13 protein-coding genes are annotated in these 14,999 nt (G+C 68.3%); 7 read left to right on the top strand and 6 right to left on the bottom strand.

The window, feature by feature from the left end; translation table 11 throughout:
• Positions 1–30: 30 nt before the first annotated feature.
• Genes ACOOGH_RS14210 through ACOOGH_RS14220 form a run of 3 tightly spaced genes read left to right on the top strand, consistent with a single transcriptional unit; the run spans position 31 to position 6,018 of the window.
• Complete coding sequence (locus tag ACOOGH_RS14210; RefSeq protein WP_420449541.1) at positions 31–2,463, top strand: DUF1592 domain-containing protein; 2,433 nt, start codon at positions 31–33, stop codon at positions 2,461–2,463.
• A 54-nt stretch (positions 2,464–2,517) separates the two neighbouring features.
• Positions 2,518–3,918 carry a DUF1552 domain-containing protein gene (locus ACOOGH_RS14215; RefSeq protein ID WP_420449542.1) on the top strand — a complete coding sequence of 467 codons (1,401 nt, stop codon included), beginning with the start codon at positions 2,518–2,520 and terminating at the stop codon, positions 3,916–3,918.
• 36 nt (positions 3,919–3,954) lie between these two features.
• Complete coding sequence (locus tag ACOOGH_RS14220; protein WP_420449543.1) at positions 3,955–6,018, top strand: ankyrin repeat domain-containing protein; 2,064 nt, start codon at positions 3,955–3,957, stop codon at positions 6,016–6,018.
• Positions 6,019–6,033: 15 nt separating this feature from the next.
• Here ACOOGH_RS14220 and ACOOGH_RS14225 read toward each other — a convergent pair whose 3' ends face one another.
• The 6 genes from ACOOGH_RS14225 to ACOOGH_RS14250 form a co-directional block, all read right to left on the bottom strand.
• Positions 6,034–6,387 (bottom strand): type II toxin-antitoxin system HicB family antitoxin, encoded by a 354-nt coding sequence (locus tag ACOOGH_RS14225; RefSeq protein ID WP_420449544.1) that lies wholly within the window; start codon positions 6,385–6,387, stop codon positions 6,034–6,036.
• Positions 6,384–6,638 (bottom strand): type II toxin-antitoxin system HicA family toxin, encoded by a 255-nt coding sequence (locus tag ACOOGH_RS14230; RefSeq protein ID WP_420449545.1) that lies wholly within the window; start codon positions 6,636–6,638, stop codon positions 6,384–6,386. Before ACOOGH_RS14230 ends, ACOOGH_RS14225 begins: the two co-directional genes overlap by 4 nt.
• An 84-nt stretch (positions 6,639–6,722) precedes the next feature.
• Complete coding sequence (locus ACOOGH_RS14235; protein ID WP_420449546.1) at positions 6,723–7,130, bottom strand: VOC family protein; 408 nt, start codon at positions 7,128–7,130, stop codon at positions 6,723–6,725.
• Positions 7,131–7,172: 42 nt separating this feature from the next.
• Positions 7,173–8,564, bottom strand: coding sequence for a c-type cytochrome (locus ACOOGH_RS14240; protein ID WP_420449547.1), 1,392 nt, complete (start codon positions 8,562–8,564; stop codon positions 7,173–7,175).
• A gap of 37 nt (positions 8,565–8,601) precedes the next feature.
• Positions 8,602–9,444 (bottom strand): hypothetical protein, encoded by an 843-nt coding sequence (locus ACOOGH_RS14245; protein WP_420449548.1) that lies wholly within the window; start codon positions 9,442–9,444, stop codon positions 8,602–8,604.
• A complete protein-coding gene (locus ACOOGH_RS14250; RefSeq protein WP_420449549.1) occupies positions 9,441–10,355 on the bottom strand; it encodes a creatininase family protein in 915 nt (304 codons plus the stop codon). The genes ACOOGH_RS14245 and ACOOGH_RS14250 overlap by 4 nt, the downstream gene beginning before the upstream one ends.
• 285 nt (positions 10,356–10,640) lie before the next feature.
• Here ACOOGH_RS14250 and ACOOGH_RS14255 point away from each other — a divergent pair, with 285 nt between their 5' ends.
• From ACOOGH_RS14255 to ACOOGH_RS14270, 4 genes are read left to right on the top strand one after another with little or no spacing between them, the layout of a single operon-like run.
• The gene (locus tag ACOOGH_RS14255) at positions 10,641–11,528 is read left to right on the top strand and encodes an MBL fold metallo-hydrolase (protein ID WP_420449550.1); all 888 of its coding nucleotides are present in this window, start codon (positions 10,641–10,643) and stop codon (positions 11,526–11,528) included.
• Positions 11,525–13,654: an amidohydrolase family protein gene (locus ACOOGH_RS14260; RefSeq protein ID WP_420449551.1), complete on the top strand. Its 2,130-nt coding sequence runs from the start codon at positions 11,525–11,527 to the stop codon at positions 13,652–13,654. Before ACOOGH_RS14255 ends, ACOOGH_RS14260 begins: the two co-directional genes overlap by 4 nt.
• Positions 13,651–14,430: a cytochrome c biogenesis protein CcdA gene (locus ACOOGH_RS14265; RefSeq protein ID WP_420449552.1), complete on the top strand. Its 780-nt coding sequence runs from the start codon at positions 13,651–13,653 to the stop codon at positions 14,428–14,430. The genes ACOOGH_RS14260 and ACOOGH_RS14265 overlap by 4 nt, the downstream gene beginning before the upstream one ends.
• Positions 14,427–14,999 carry a TlpA family protein disulfide reductase gene (locus tag ACOOGH_RS14270; RefSeq protein ID WP_420449553.1) on the top strand — a complete coding sequence of 191 codons (573 nt, stop codon included), beginning with the start codon at positions 14,427–14,429 and terminating at the stop codon, positions 14,997–14,999. Before ACOOGH_RS14265 ends, ACOOGH_RS14270 begins: the two co-directional genes overlap by 4 nt.

Below are 14,999 nucleotides of genomic sequence, written 5' to 3' on the forward strand. Positions count from 1 at the left end.
AGGATACGGGCGACAGCCGGTGAGGTCTACATGAAGAAGTTCGCGATCGCGGCGCTGGGGACGGCGGCGCTGTATCTCGTCGTCACAGGCGAAGATGCGCCACTGGGCGGGCCCACGCACGCCCTTGCGGTCGCCCCCGCGCCGGATACCGTGGCGAACTCCGTCATCCACACCGTGTGCGTCCGCTGCCACAACGACACTCGCCGGGCCGGCAGCCTCTCCTTCCTCGAATTCGATGCCGCCGAGGCCGCGGTCAACGCCGAGACCGCCGAGAGGATGATCCGGAAGCTGCGTGCCGGCATGATGCCGCCGCCCGGCATCCGGCGGCCCGAAGAGGCCACGATGACGGCGATGGTGGAGGAGCTCGAGGCGCACATGGATGCGGCCGCGGGCTCGAACCCAAACCCGGGGACGCGCACCTTCCAGCGGCTCAACCGGGCGGAGTACCGTCGCGCGGTGCAGGACCTCCTCGATCTGGACGTCGACATGGAGGCGTTCCTGCCGACGGAGACGATGAGCGACAATTTCGACAACATCGCCGACGTCCAGATGATGTCCGCCACGCTGATGGAGGGTTATCTGCGGTCGGCGAGCGAGATCAGCCGCATGGCGGTCGGCGATCCGGACGCGGGCCCGCGCCAGGTCACCTACAAGGTGCCGAAGACGGCGTCGCAGGCGGTTCGGGCCGAGGGCGCGCCCTTCGGTACGCGGGGCGGGATCTCCGTCATCCACGTCTTCCCGGCCGACGGGGAGTACGTGTTCAAGATGGACATGCACCCGGGCCCGACGGGGTTCCTGTACGGGATGACCGCTCCCGATGAGAAGATCGAGGTTTCGATCGACGGGGCGCGCGTCGCGCTGCTCGAGATCGACCCCTTCATGTCGGAGTCCGACCCGCAGGGGATGGTGATCGAGACGGAGCCGATCCACGTGCGGGGGGGTCCGCAGCGGGTCACGGCGGCCTTCCTCCTCAACGCCGAGGGGCCGGACAACGACCTCATCAAGCCGATCGACTACAAACTGGCCGACTCGAACATCGGCAGCGCCTACGGCGTGACGACGCTCCCGCACCTGCGCGACTTCCTCGTCACGGGGCCGTTCTCGGTCACCGGCATCTCGGAAACGGCGAGCCGCAAGCGGATTTTCTCATGCCGGCCGACGGCGCCTGACGAGGAGAAGCCGTGTGCCCGGCAGATCATCAGGACGCTGGCGGCCACGGCCTACCGCCGGCCTCTGGAGACCGACGACGTTGAAGACCTGATGGTGTTCTTCGACCTCGGCGTCGAAGAGGGCGGCTTCGAGGTCGGCATCCGCACGGCGCTCCAGGCGATCCTCGCGAGCCCCCACTTCGTCTTCCGTCTCGAGGAGATGCCGGAGGACGTGGCGCCGGGGGAGATCTATCGTCTGAGCGACATCGATCTCGCGACCCGGCTCTCCTACTTCCTGTGGGGCACGCACCCGGACGACGAACTCGTGACGCTGGCCGATGCGGGCCGCCTCTCGGATCCGGCGGTGCTGGAGGCTCAGGCCCGGCGTATGCTCGGCGACCCCCGGGCGGAAGCCATGGCGACGCGCTTCGCCTATCAGTGGTTCCGCCTGCAGGATCTGGAGAAGATTCACCCCGACGCGCTGCTCTACCCGTACTGGGATCACCGGCTCGTCGAGGCGATGCTGGAGGAGACGCAACTTTTCTTCGAGCACCTGTTGCGCTCGGATGCGCCCTTCTTCGAAATGCTGACCGCGGACTACACCTTCGTGAACGAGCGGCTTGCGCGGCACTACGGGATCCCGGGCGTGACCGGGGAGGAGTTCCGCCGGGTCGCGATCCCGGACGAGGCGCGCCGCGGGCTGCTGGGCCACGGGAGTATCCTCACGCTGACCTCGCACGCGGACCGAACCTCACCCGTCCTGCGCGGGAAGTGGGTGATGGAGGTCCTGCTCGGAACGCCCCCGCCCCCGCCCCCGCCGGACGTGGCCGACCTCGAGGCGACGGACGAGGCGGAGGATGGACGCTTCCTCACGGTGCGCGAGCGGCTCGAGATGCACCGCTCCAATCCGGCCTGCCGGTCGTGTCACCGGGTGATCGACCCGATCGGCCTCGCCCTCGAGAACTTCGACGTCACCGGGGCGTGGCGGATCAAGGATCAGGGCCGGACGGTGGATACGTCGGGCGAGCTCTACGACGGGACGCCGATTCTGAGCGCCCCGGACCTGCGTGCCGCGCTGCTCGAGCGCGAGGACTCGATGGTCCGGACCTTCATCGAGAACCTCATGGCCTATGCCCTGGGCCGGCGGATCGAGTACTACGACATGCCCACGGTGCGGGAGATCGCGCGCGTGGCCAAGGGCGAGGACTATCGGATGACGTCGTTCATCATGGAGGTCGTGAAGAGCGCGCCCTTCCAGATGAGCGCCGCGGAGATGGTGGCTGAAGACGATATCGACGCGGGCGGCGGGCACTGACGCGCCGCCTGCAGTCGCAGGATTGCTGGGCAGAACAGATCAGGAGGAGTCAGCATGGAACTCATCACGGGTAAGCACATCTCTCGCCGCATGGCCCTGAAGGGTGTAGGGGCGACGGTAGCGCTGCCGTTCCTGGATGCGATGCTGCCGGCCGGCCGGCTGTGGGCCTCCACGAAATCGCTCACGGACGTGAAGCGCTTCGTGGGCATCGAGATGGTGCACGGCGCCGCCGGCTGTAACGAATGGGGTGCGTCGCAGTTCATGTGGTCGCCCGAGAAAGTGGGGCGCGACTTCGACCTCTCGCCGAGCAGCCTGAGCCCGCTCGAGCCGTGGCGCGATTACCTGACGATCATCTCGAACACGGACGTCGAGAACGCGGAGGCGAAGACGCCGAAGGAGATCGGCGGCGACCACTTCCGTTCCAGCGCCACCTTCCTCACACAGGCGCACGCGAAGCAGACCGAGGGCTCCGACGTGTTCGTCGGCACTTCGATGGACCAGTACTACGCGCAGCGCTTCGGGCAGGACACGCCGATCCCCTCCATGCAGCTCTGCATCGAGAACGTGGACCAGGCGGGTGGGTGCGCATACGGCTATGCCTGTGTGTACACGGACACGATCAGCTGGGCATCGCCGACGGAGCCGCTGCCCATGATCCGCGACCCGCGGGCTGCGTTCGACCAGTTGTTCGGGGCCGGAGGCACGGCGGAGGATCGGGCCGCGCGCCGGCGCACGGACCGGAGCATCCTCGACTGGATCATGGGCGAGGTCAGCGGTCTCAAGCGCTCTCTGGGGGCCACGGACCAGCGGCGGCTGGACCAGTATGTCGACAACATCCGCGAGATTGAGCGCCGCATTCAGCGCATTGAGGCGTACAACACGAGCGGTGAGACGCGCGAGATCCCCGAGGCGCCGCCGGGCGTTCCGGATGACTTCGCCGAGCATGTGAGGCTCATGTTCGACCTGCAGGCCCTGGCCTTCCAGTCGGACCTGACGCGCGTGTTCTCGTTCAAGCTGGGCCGCGACGGGTCGGGCCGCGTGTATCCGGGCAGCGGCGTAGACGCCGGCTTCCACCCGGCCTCGCACCACGGCGGCCGCGAGGAGCGTGTGCGGGACTACGAGAAGATCAACCGCTACCACGTGAGCATGATGCCGTATCTGCTCGAGAAGCTGGCCAGCATCGAGGAGCCGGACGGGAACCTGCTCGACAAGACCATGATCCTGTACGGCTCGCCGATGGGCGATTCGAACCTGCACAACCACAAGCGTTGCCCGCTGTTCGTGGTCGGCAAGGCCGGCGGCGAGCTGGAAGGCAACATGCACATCAAGGCGCCGGACGGGACGCCGATGGCGAACGTGATGCTCAGCCTGATGCACAAGCTCGGTCTGGAAGACGTGGACAGCTTCGGCGACAGCACGGGCGACTTCTCGTTCTCGGCGGTCGCGCAGGACTAGGCCACGAGACTGGTCGGAGGGTCGGAGGCAAGATCGATGTTGAAGAGAATCGGCAAGGCCGGCCTTCGGGCCGGGGCCCTCGTCGCGCTCTGCGCGACCACGCTGTGGGCAGCCACGGCGATGGACGCGCCGGTCGCGGAGGCGGCGGCACAGGGAGATCTGGAGTCTGTGCGGACGCTCCTGCGGGAAGGCGCGGATGTGAACGCGGCTCAGGGCGATGGCATGACCGCGCTCCACTGGGCGGCGCTCAGGGGCGACGCGGAGATGGTGTCGGTGCTCGTCTACGCCGGGGCCAACGTCGCCTCGACCACACGGTTGGGCGCCTACACCCCGCTGCACCTCGCGAGCCGGGACGGTCGTGCCGAAGCGGTGGCCCTCCTGATCGAGGCGGCCAGCGACCCGAACGCGGCAACCACGACCGGCGTCACGCCCCTGCACTTCGCGGCGGCGGGCGGGGATGTGCCGACCCTCACGAGCCTGCTCGAGGCCGGGGCGGAGATCGAGGCGCAGGAGGGGGCCCACGGCCAGACGCCGCTCATCTTCGCGGCTGCCGCCGGACGTCTGGAGGCGGTGCACGCGCTGATCGCGCACGGGGCGGACGTGTCGGTTCCGTCGCGCGTGCTGGATTTCGTCGAGAAGGCACGCACCGACAGCGAGGCCCGGGGCCGGCGGCGGGAAGTTCTCACGGCCATCCAAAAGGCCGAAGCCGAGGCTCGCGGCGAAACCGCCGAGGTCGGAGTCACTCGCACAGACACGCCATCCGGCCAGGAGCCCACCCGGCGCGAGGCAGCCGACCGGGCGAACCGCGACGGAACAGCCACGGCCCCGGTGACCCAGGGTGCGGGCACGACGCCCGGCGAGGAGCCCGAGGCCGCCGCGCCCGACGAGACGCCGGTCGAGGAAGCCGCAAACGCCCAGGGCGAGGATCCTCCCGAGGGCGAGGATCCTCCCGAGGGCGAGGATTTTCCCGAGGCTGAGGAGGCTGAGGAAGCCGAAGAGGCTCGCGAGGACGACGAAGCGGAAGAAGCCGAGGCCGAAGCGGAGTCGGAGGAAGACGCGGCCGTCGACGAGGAACCGGCGAACCCCGCGCCTCGGCCGCTGAGCTACTCCGACATCGTCGGCAAGCAGGGCGGCATGACCGCCCTCCACTACGCGGTCCGCGAAGGCCACTTCGAGACGGTCAAGGCCCTCCTCGCGGCGGGCGCCGACATCGACGGGAGGACGGGGGGCGACGAGAGCACGCCGCTCGTCGTCGCCACCGTGAACGGGCACTACGACCTGGCGGCCTGGCTGCTCGAACAGGGAGCGGACCCGAACCTCGCCAGCGAGGACGGCGTGGCGCCGCTCTACGCGACGATCGCCAACCGCTGGGCGCCCAAGGCGCTCTATCCGCAGCCCACCGCGTTCCGCCAGCAGGAACTTGACTACATGGAGCTGATGGAGATGCTCCTCGCCGCCGGGGCGGACCCGAACGCGCGCGTGAGCACGCACATCTGGTATTCGGCGTACAACTTCGACCTGCTGGGCGTGAACTTCAGCGGCGCGACGCCGTTCTGGCGGGCTGCGAAGGCGCTCGACATCCCGGCCATGGAGATGCTCGTGGCCGCCGGGGCCGACCCGCATATGCCGACCCGCAAGCCGCCGGAGCGTCGCCGTCGCCGACCCGCCGACGATGACGAAGAAGAGGAAGAGGATCCCAGCGGACTGCCGCCCGTCGAGGTCGGGGGTCCTGGCATCCCGCCGCTGGTCGCGGCTGCGGGTTACGGCTACGGGCGGTCACGCACGGGCAACCAGCACCGGCACCGGCCGGACAGCTGGATGGCCACGGCGAAGTACCTCGTCGAGGAGATGGGCGCGGACGTGAACGGTCGCGACTCGGATGGGTTCGGTGCGCTCCACTACGCAGCCGCGCGAGGCCACAACGAGCTGATCGAGTACCTCGTCGGCAAGGGCGCCGACCCGCTGATCGTGGCTCGCAGCGGCCAGACGACGGTCGACATGGCGAACGGCCCGATCCAGCGCGTACAGCCGTTCTTCGAGACGATCGCCCTCCTCGAGGGCATGGGCGCGAAGAACAACAACAACTGCCTCAGCTGCTAAGCCCGAACGGCTCCGTCAGTCGTCGTTGGTCTGATACGGAGCGTTCGTCCGCTCGCGCACGGCGTCGACGATCCAGGAGTTGATGCTCGTCCGCCGCGCCGCCGCCGCTGCGGCGACCGCCGCGTGAAGCTCCGAGCCGAGGCGCAGGTTCAGCTTGCCGGAGAAAGGCCGCTTCGGCTCGACCCCGTCTTCCTCGCACCAGGCGAGATACTCATCGATGGAGCGGTGAAACTCCCGGCGTAGCTGCCTCGTGTCCGTCGCTTCGAACGTCGCGATCGGATACGGGCCGCTGTTGATGACCCGCCCATGGAGCACGTTGACCGAGTCATCGAACTCCACGGCCGCCAGATATCCCTTGTATTCCATCATGACTCCACTCCCGCTGCTCGCAGGAAGGCCGCAATGTCTCGAACAGTCTCCCGACCCACGACGGGCCTGGGATGCGGTCGGTGGATTACGATCCTCTCGTTGCCTTTGCTGAGGCTGACCCGCGATCCCGACCGCTCCTGAACCTCGACGCCGCAGGCCTCCAGCATGGCCTTGAGCTGATCCCACCGGATATCCGACGGCGTCGGCTTCCCGTGGACACGCGCTAGAGTCTTGCGGTGCTTGGTTCGCATGGATCACCAGAATAACCTGATGCTGGTACCATGTACAGTACCACATAATATGTCACGCATTTGGAGAAGTGGGCGAGCCTTGGACTACGATTCGCTGCCGGTAGTGCGCTGGGAAACGGAGATCGGGTAGCCGTCGGGGTCCCGGAGGGTGAACTCGATCGAGCGGGCGTTCGGGTTCTCGTGCGGTTCGTCCAGACAGTCGGCTCCCATGGCGCGGGCGCGCTCGAACACCGCCTGCGCATCCTCGGTGTAGAAGTAGAGGAGGACGCCGCGACCGGGCGTCCCCTCCGCCGGATCCGTCATCCCCGGGTGAGCCTTGAACTCGCGGTGGTGCAGCATCAGTTCGACGCTGCCGTCCTGCCCCAGGAGCCGCTCGAAGTGATGGCCGCCGCGTCCGCTCACGAACCCGAAGAGTTCGACGTACCAAGCTGAACTCGCCGCCACGTCGCGGACGACGAGCATCGGCGTGAGCCCTTGACCGGTTGCGGCCATCGGTCTGGACCTGCGGGGCCGGCGCCCGGTTCCGGCTGTCGGCTAGTGGTTCGAGTTGCTCGTCTGGGCCTCGGCGGCGCGCCTCGCCTCTTCACGGGCCGCCACGAGCGCCTCGAACTCCGCGGGATCGAGGTAGGTCACGTCCACCCAGAGGTGGGCCATCTCGTCCACGGTCCGGTCCCCGTAGTCGACCCATTGCTCATGGTCGGGATTGTTCGGGTTCTCGGGCGTGTTGTCGTGCCAGGCGGTGATGACGAGCGTGGTCCCCGCGGGAAGGAGCGGGGCGGCGACGTCCTCGTAGATGTAGTTGATGTGCCAGTTCCACTGGAAGTTGTCGACCTGGTTGATCAACTCCTTGCGGCCGTCCGGATAGATCGCCTCCAGCGACATCGCCTTGCCGCGCATGTGCATGTGCGGCTGGAAGTTCTCGAGGCGGGCGGGCCAGCGCAGCGTGTGGAAGTCCTGCGTCACGGCCATCTCGCCAGGCGGGATGTCCAGACCTGTCCGGCCACTGGCGCCGAAGAATGCGAGCCGCGTGCGGTTCCGGGGCTCCTCCCCCTTCGGATAGAACCAGACGCCGAGTTCCACGTAGCTGTCCTCGACGAGCTTGCCCATGGCGTGGAGGTGGACCTCCCAGCGGATCTGCGAGCCCGGGAGCATGACCTTGCCCGCACCCTCGGGGAAGATCTCGCCCTCCTTGCCCACGGCCCACTCCATGAACAGGCCCGGGCCGCCCATCGCGCCCCCTCGCGTGCTCGCCTCGACGATGCCGGTGCTCATGGGGCTCTCCTCCTCGTCCTGCTGGAGGAAGGCGAGCACGTGGTGCGTGATCGTACGCGCGTCGTTGCCGACCGGCCTGATCTCGATGGCCTTCACCCAGCGCGGCTCCGTGACTCCGGTCGGCGTCACGGGCCGCCACCACTTGTCCATCGTCTCGGCTTCGAGAGTATAGGGCTCGGATGCGACGACGAGGTCGGGCTCGCCGAACTCAGCGAGAAGGCGCCATTCGTTCGGATCGGGGAACTCGGCGGGCGGCGGCAGGTCGGCGGGATCGCCTTCTGCGCGGCCGCCATCGATCCACGCGAGGATCGTCCCGATTTCCTCGCTCGACAAGCTGCGGTCGTTCTTGAACTCCTGGATGCCGACAGTCGGGTCGAGGTGCCACGGCGGCATGACGCGGTTGGAGACCTTCTCCCGGATCCCGGACGCCCAGCGATAGGCGTCCCGGTAGGTGAGGAGCGACATGGGGGCGATGGAGCCCTCCTGGTGGCACTCCTGGCAATTCGCCTGGAGGATCGGCGCCACGTCCCGGTTGAAGGTCACCTCCCCGGGCCCGTTCTCCTGCGCCTGCACCGGCCCTGCGGCGCTCAAAACGCCGAGTGCCGCGCCGAACGCGATGGCGGCGAGCCTATGGAAGATCGGTGTCTGTCTCATGGTCGTGCTCCTCCAGCCTGACTCGGAAGGCGTCTCGTCACGGGTTTACGATGACCCGAACGAATCCGTTCGTCCAGCAGCATTGTGCGTGACCGGCGGCGGAGACGCCCGATCCGTCGTTCGCGCGCACGCGCAGGATGTACTCGCCCGGTTCACTGAACGTGACCGGCGTCGAGACCTCGGCTCCGCCGTGTGGAACGCGGGCGGTCCGCTCGCCGAACTTCACGTCGCCCGGACCCTGGTGCTTGAACCAGGTGAGGTTCACGGGCGAGCCGTCCCGGCTTCCCGCGACGAAGTGGCTGCGTCCGACGCCGTCGTCCCGCACGTGTACGCTCACGTCGAGCGGTTCACCCACCCGGGCCGTGAGGGGTCCTCCCCACGCGCCAGCCGGTCCCGCCCCTTCCTCGCCGGCTCCAAGGCGGAGGACGGGAGGCGTGTTCCCGTCGCCGGCTTCGCCCTTGAGGGCGTCGATCTGCCAGTCACGGTGCAGGTGGCCGGGGATGCGGAACGTCTGTCCGCGCATCTTCAGCGTCCAGTAGACGTTCCCCTCGCCGAAATCCGCCGGGACACGGACGACGAAAACGCCGTAATGGCGCCGCGGCGCAAAGGACGTGGGCTGGGCGCCCTGAAACTCCGTCGGCTCGATCATGTTGTCCGGCCCCAACGGCACCTCGATAGTCTCCTCGAAATTGCGGTTGAAGTAGCCGAACGAGAGGGACAGCGTGCCGTTCGCGTTCGTGTACCAGCCCTCGAAGGCGGGGGTGACGGTCTGGCCCCGGCCGCTCGGGTTCCCGAGAGGGATCTGACCCGCGAGCGGCAGCGTCTCGGCGCCCAGCGTCACGATGACCGCGGCGGACGCCAGGATGCGGACAGGTCTCATCGGCCCGCTTCCGCCATGCTCGCCTCGATCGAGGCCCGGATCGCCTTCACCGTCTCCTCCACGCGGAAGCGGAGCAGCTTCTTGCCCGTGGCGACCGCTTCCTCCTTCGGGGCGATGGAGACGCCGTTGATGCTGGCCCGACCCGCCGCCACGCGCTCGTCGTAGCGCACCATCGCCGGGTCCTCCACCATCATGATCGCGGTGATCACGAAGTCGTCGTGGATCCCTTCCGGATCCGTCTCGAAGATGCCGAGCTCGTCATTCATCCACTGGTGGACGTCGCGGTAGCGGTAGAACTCGGGGATGAAGTGCGCCTGCCCGTCGTACCAGCGCCCGTTCAACCGCGCGGCGACCGCCTCCATGCCCGACTGGTTCCCGCCGCTGTCGCCGAACAGGATGATGTGTTCGAAGCCGTGCGCCCTGAGGCTCGACGCCACGTCATCCAGCACCGCCTCGAACGTCTCCTGCCGCAGGCTGATCGTCCCCGGATACCGCATGTGGCCTGACGGCTCGTCGATATCCCCCTCGGGGACAAGCTTGATGATCGGCGCGCAGAGCGCGTTTCCAAGTTCGCGGGCCACGCCCTCACAGGCACCCTGCAGTACGTAGTTGTGCTTGCCGGTGGCGAGGTACGGCCCGTTCTGCTCGATACCGCCGGTCGTGATGATCGCGGTGGTTTTCCCGGCCGCCATCGCGTCCCGGACCTCCATCCACGTCATCTCCTCGATCCACACCGTGTCGAACGCCTCGATGGGCCGCTCCGACACGAGTTCCTCCTGTGTGCGGCGCTCGCGCTCCGCCGCCATCCGGGCCCGCTCTTCGGGCGTCATGTTTCGCTGCTGGCCCGCCAGCGCCGAGGCCGAAACGGCGAACAGCGCGAGCAAGGGGAGGATCAATCGGGACTCTCTCATGGCACACCTCGTTTTCAGCGAGCGGGGGACCGACTCCAACCCCCAACGCTAGCATATCGCGGCGCTTCCCGACCAGTCTCAACGGTGCGGCATCGCAGGCAGGGCTGGCGGGCGCTCGCTCCGATGGGAGAAGATTCGGGTCGACGCAGTTCCACAACTGGAGAGTTCAGAATGGTGCGATGCATCCCTCGGCGGAGCTTGTGGCCAGCCCTCGTTCTCGTTGTCGCCTGCGGTGCGCCCGGCGACAACTCCTCGGAGCAGGCGTCGGACCCAGCGGCGACCGAGGTGGCGGGGCCGGCGACGTCGGATCCGTACGAGCATGGGTTCACGGACGCCGACTATCCGCGGGTGATCGAGGTCGCCGAGAACGTCTACGCGTACGAGCAGATCCACCCAACGGGGGGCGAGATCATCACGACGGTGAGCCTCATCGTCATCACGCCGGAGGGGGTGCTCGTCGCGGATGGGCAGGAGAACCCCGAGGAGACGCAGCGGCTCGTCGACACGATCGCGGACATGACGGAGCAGCCGATTACGCACGTCGTCGTCGCTTCGGATCACGGGGATCACACGGGCGGGAACTCTGCCTTCCCGGCAGAGGCTCGGTTCCTCGCGCACCCCACCTCCGCTGCGATCCTGGAGGCGAGCGCGGCCAACCCGAACCGGCCCGAGGACGCGCCCCCGGTCATCGTCCCGACCGAGATCGTGGGGGACGAAACCGTGCTCGAACTCGGCGGTCGCGAAATTCAGCTCCTGCACCTCGGTCGTGCGCACACGGGTGGGGACCTCGTCGTGTACGTGCCAGAGGGGAAGGTGCTGTTCATGAGCGAGACGTACCTGAAGCACATCTTCCCGGCCATGCGCTCGGCCTACCCGTCCGAGTGGGTGGCCATGCTGGACCGTTCGCTGGAGATGGACGTGGATGTCTACGTGCCGGGGCACGGCGTGATGGAGTCGCCGGAGATCCTCGAGGCGGGGCTGGTGTCGTTTCGTGATGCGGTGCAGCGGGTCGTGGAGGAGGCGACGCGGCTCCACGGCGAGGGCCTGAGCGCCGAGGAGGCGGCCGCGGCCGTCATGTTCGGCGACATCGAGGACTGGTCGCTGCGGGACAGCCAGAAGCCGCGCGCCATTCAGCGCGTGTACATGGAACTCAACGGAGAGCTGCCGGGATGAGCCAGATCAGCTCGTCGTCGAGGTGGAGGCTCGGGCTCGCCGCGGCGGTGGCGGCTTTCGCGGTCGTGACGGGTCCCGCGGCCGGAGTCGGGGCGCTTCAGGCGCAGTCGTATGTGACGGTGGACATCGGGGCCCGGGATCCCGCGTTCTCGCCGGACGGGTCGACGATTGCCGTCTCCATCCTGGGCAAGATCTGGACGCTTCCCGCCGAGGGCGGCACCGCCCGCCAGCTCACGGACGGGGCTTCGTGGGACACGCGGCCCGCCTGGTCGCCGGACGGCCGCTTCCTGACCTACGCGGCGAGATCTCGCCAAGGGGCCGACATCCTCGTGCGCAACATGGCCACGGGGGGCGTCCGCTTCCTGCACAGCGTCCCGGGGTCGGTCGGGCACATGCAGTTCCATCCGGACGGAAGCCAACTTTTCTTCGTGGACGACCGCTCACAGTACGAGGCGCACGTGTGGCGGATCCCGCTGGCGGGCGGCGAGGCCGAACAGATCACGCACACGCAGAACTGGCACGAGTGGTCGTTCGCCCTCTCGCCGGACGGGAACCGCATCCTCTTCGAGACCGGGCGCTTCGACGGCACGGACCTGTACGAACTCGATCTGGAAGAGATGTCGCTCGAGCGGGTCACGGATACACCGGAACGGGAGATGGCCGTGGCGTGGAGTCCGGATGGAACCCGCCGGGCGCACGTCCGGACGCAGGACGGCTACGATGAGATCGTGGTGTCGGTGCCTGGACAACGGCAGCTTTTCATGAGCCCCTTCGACCAGAAGCAACTCGCGTTCCACCCCTCCGGCGAGTGGCTGCTCGTTCTCGGCGGCCGGCGGATGCAGCGGCTGGATCTGGAAAGCTGGGAGTTCACGGCGATCCCCTTCGAGGCTCGCTTCGAGATCGCCGAGGACCCCGCCAACGATCTGCTGATCACGAATGTTCGCCTGTTCGACGGCACGGGGGACGGGGCGGTCCCCGCGGCGGCGGTGCTGGTCCGGGACGGGAGGATCGCCGAGGTACGGACCGGGGAAGACGCGGGGGTTCCCGATGTCGGGGCCGGAACGCCGGTCATCGACGGGGGCGGTCGCATGCTGCTCCCGGGCCTGATGGACAACCACTACCACTACTGGCAGCCCCTCGCCGGCGCCGACCTCCTGGCCGCCGGCGTCACCGCGATCCGCGACCCCGGCTCGGCGATCCAGGACGCCATGGACTTCAAGGACGCGGTGCGGTTGGGCGTGCTGGCCGGCCCCGATGTGTACACGGCCGGTCCGCTGATCGATGGCTCCGCCGGCTACCACCCCATGGTCGACGTGAGCATCGACGATCCCGCCGCCGCCCCGGCGCTCGTCCGCGCGCTCAAGGAACAGGGCGTCGACCTGCTCAAGGCGTACTTCCTCCTCGACCCCGACGTCCTTGCCGCCGTTGTGGCGGAGGCGCGCGTGCAGGGGCTCCCGGTCACGGGCCACATCGGCGTCCGCACGAGCTGGCGGCAGGCGATCGAGGCCGGGACCAGCGGGTTCAACCACATCAGGGTGTGGCGCGACTTCCTGCCGCCCGAGATCCAGGCCGACGGCCGCGACATGTCGCTCGACGGCGGGCGGAACCCCGTCGGACGCATGCAGGCCGACTGGCGGGAGATCGATCCGGCGAGTCCCGAGGTCATGTCGCTCCTCGAACTCATGGCCGAGACGGAGACGGCACTCGATCCGACCCTCTTCATCCAGGAGATCGATGACGGCGACCGCACGCGCTTCTCGCTCGAGGAGTTCCACAACGGACAGCAGGCGTACGAGCGCATGGGCGAGTTCGTCCGGCGAGCGGTGGAGGTCGGCGTTCCGCTCCTCGCGGGCACGGACAACGTCGGGCTGTTCAACGAACTCGAGGCGTACGCGAAGGCTGGTGTGCCGAACGCCGCCATCCTGCGGGCCGCGACCGCGAACGGCGCGCGCTGGCTCGGGAAGGAGGACGACTTCGGGACCGTGCAGCCGGGCCGCCGCGCGCACCTGATCCTCGTGGACGGCGACCCGCTCGAAGACATCGCCGATCTGCGCAACATCGATCTGGTGGTGAAGGACGGCGTGGTTGTCTTCGGCGGTCCCCCGGCTGAGCCGCTGGTCCCGTGATCACCTCGCTCGTGGCGGGCGCCTTTGGGACGGGCGCCGTCGAAACCGTCGTCCTCGCGGCGGCGCAGGTGGAGCCTGCGGGCGGGCTCCTGCCGGCGCTCTCCGACAACCCGTTACTGGCTCTCGGCGCCCTCTTCGGAGCGGGCGTCCTCACGAGCACGAACCCCTGCATCTGGCCGATGATCCCCATCACGTTCTCGGTCATCTCGGGCACGGCGGGCGAGGATCAGCCGCGAAAGCGCACCATCGGCCTCACGCTTACGTACGCGCTGGGTCTCGCGCTCCTCTACTCGCTACTGGGCGTCATCGCCGGCCTCAGCGGCACCGTGCTCGGCTCGATCGGGGCCAGCTTCTGGGCGCTGTTCGCGACCGGGAACCTGCTGCTCTTCTTCTCGCTGTTCATGCTCGACGTGTTTCCCGTCCCGGTGCCGAAGCGGCTCCTGGCGTGGGCGAGCAGCCGCGGCGGCGGGTCCTACCGGGCCGTGTTCGTCCTCGGCGCGACGTCCGGCATCGTGGCCGCGCCGTGTGGCGCCCCCGCCTTCGCCGTCGTCCTCACCTGGGTCGTCGCCGAACAGGCCGGGCTCATGGGGTTCGTGTACCTGTTCGCCTTCTCGATCGGCATGACCGCGGTGCTCATCGCGGTGGGTCTCTTCTCGGGGACGGTCGCGGTTCTGCCGAAGTCGGGGACGTGGATGATCTGGATGAAGCGGGCCGCGGCTGTCATCATGATCGGGATGGCACAGTTCTACCTCATCCGGGCGGGATACTTCCTGTGAGCGCGAAGAACCTGAAGCAGTCGTACATGGCGCGTGGAACGAGGCGCACCGTCGTGACCCTCGCGGGGCTGGCGTGGCTCGTCGCCGCGGATCCGCTGCGCGCCCAGTCAGGGGAGGGGCAGGTCAGCCTCCCCACGGGAACGCAGGCGCCGGATGCCGCGCTCCAGGATCTGGACGGCAACGATGTCCAGCTCCTCGACTACGCCGCCGGCAAGCCCACGCTCATCGAGTTCTGGGCCTCGTGGTGCGAGCAGTGCGAGGCGCTGCAGCCCGAGATCGACGAAGTGGTGGCGGACTACGGGGAGCAGGTGAACGTCGTCGCCGTTGCCGTCGCGGTGGCACAGTCGCTGCGGCGGGTGAGGCGGCACGCGGAGGCACACGGGGCGGGGTACCCCTATCTGTGGGATGCCGAGGGCGAAGCGGTGCGCGCCTACTCGGCGACCACGACCTCGATCGTCGTGATTCTCGACGCGGACGGGAAGGTGGCGTACACCGGCGTCGGCCCCGACCAGGACCTCGTCGGGGCCGTCACCGGAATCCTCTCAGCTCAGCAAGCGGGAGAGGACTAG

The sequence above is a fragment of the Candidatus Palauibacter sp. genome, assembly GCF_965213655.1.
Lineage (GTDB): Bacteria > Gemmatimonadota > Gemmatimonadetes > Palauibacterales > Palauibacteraceae > Palauibacter.

Excerpts from the sequence above, each read along its gene's own strand:
- ACOOGH_RS14230 (WP_420449545.1), bottom strand. The coding sequence starts at position 6,638 with ATGCGAACCAAGCACCGCAAGACTCTAGCGCGTGTCCACGGGAAGCCG.
- ACOOGH_RS14220 (WP_420449543.1), top strand. The coding sequence starts at position 3,955 with ATGTTGAAGAGAATCGGCAAGGCCGGCCTTCGGGCCGGGGCCCTCGTC.
- ACOOGH_RS14250 (WP_420449549.1), bottom strand. The coding sequence starts at position 10,355 with ATGAGAGAGTCCCGATTGATCCTCCCCTTGCTCGCGCTGTTCGCCGTT.
- ACOOGH_RS14235 (WP_420449546.1), bottom strand. The coding sequence starts at position 7,130 with ATGGCCGCAACCGGTCAAGGGCTCACGCCGATGCTCGTCGTCCGCGAC.
- ACOOGH_RS14215 (WP_420449542.1), top strand. The coding sequence starts at position 2,518 with ATGGAACTCATCACGGGTAAGCACATCTCTCGCCGCATGGCCCTGAAG.
- ACOOGH_RS14245 (WP_420449548.1), bottom strand. The coding sequence starts at position 9,444 with ATGAGACCTGTCCGCATCCTGGCGTCCGCCGCGGTCATCGTGACGCTG.
- ACOOGH_RS14225 (WP_420449544.1), bottom strand. The coding sequence starts at position 6,387 with ATGATGGAATACAAGGGATATCTGGCGGCCGTGGAGTTCGATGACTCG.
- ACOOGH_RS14240 (WP_420449547.1), bottom strand. The coding sequence starts at position 8,564 with ATGAGACAGACACCGATCTTCCATAGGCTCGCCGCCATCGCGTTCGGC.
- ACOOGH_RS14210 (WP_420449541.1), top strand. The coding sequence starts at position 31 with ATGAAGAAGTTCGCGATCGCGGCGCTGGGGACGGCGGCGCTGTATCTC.
- ACOOGH_RS14260 (WP_420449551.1), top strand. The coding sequence starts at position 11,525 with ATGAGCCAGATCAGCTCGTCGTCGAGGTGGAGGCTCGGGCTCGCCGCG.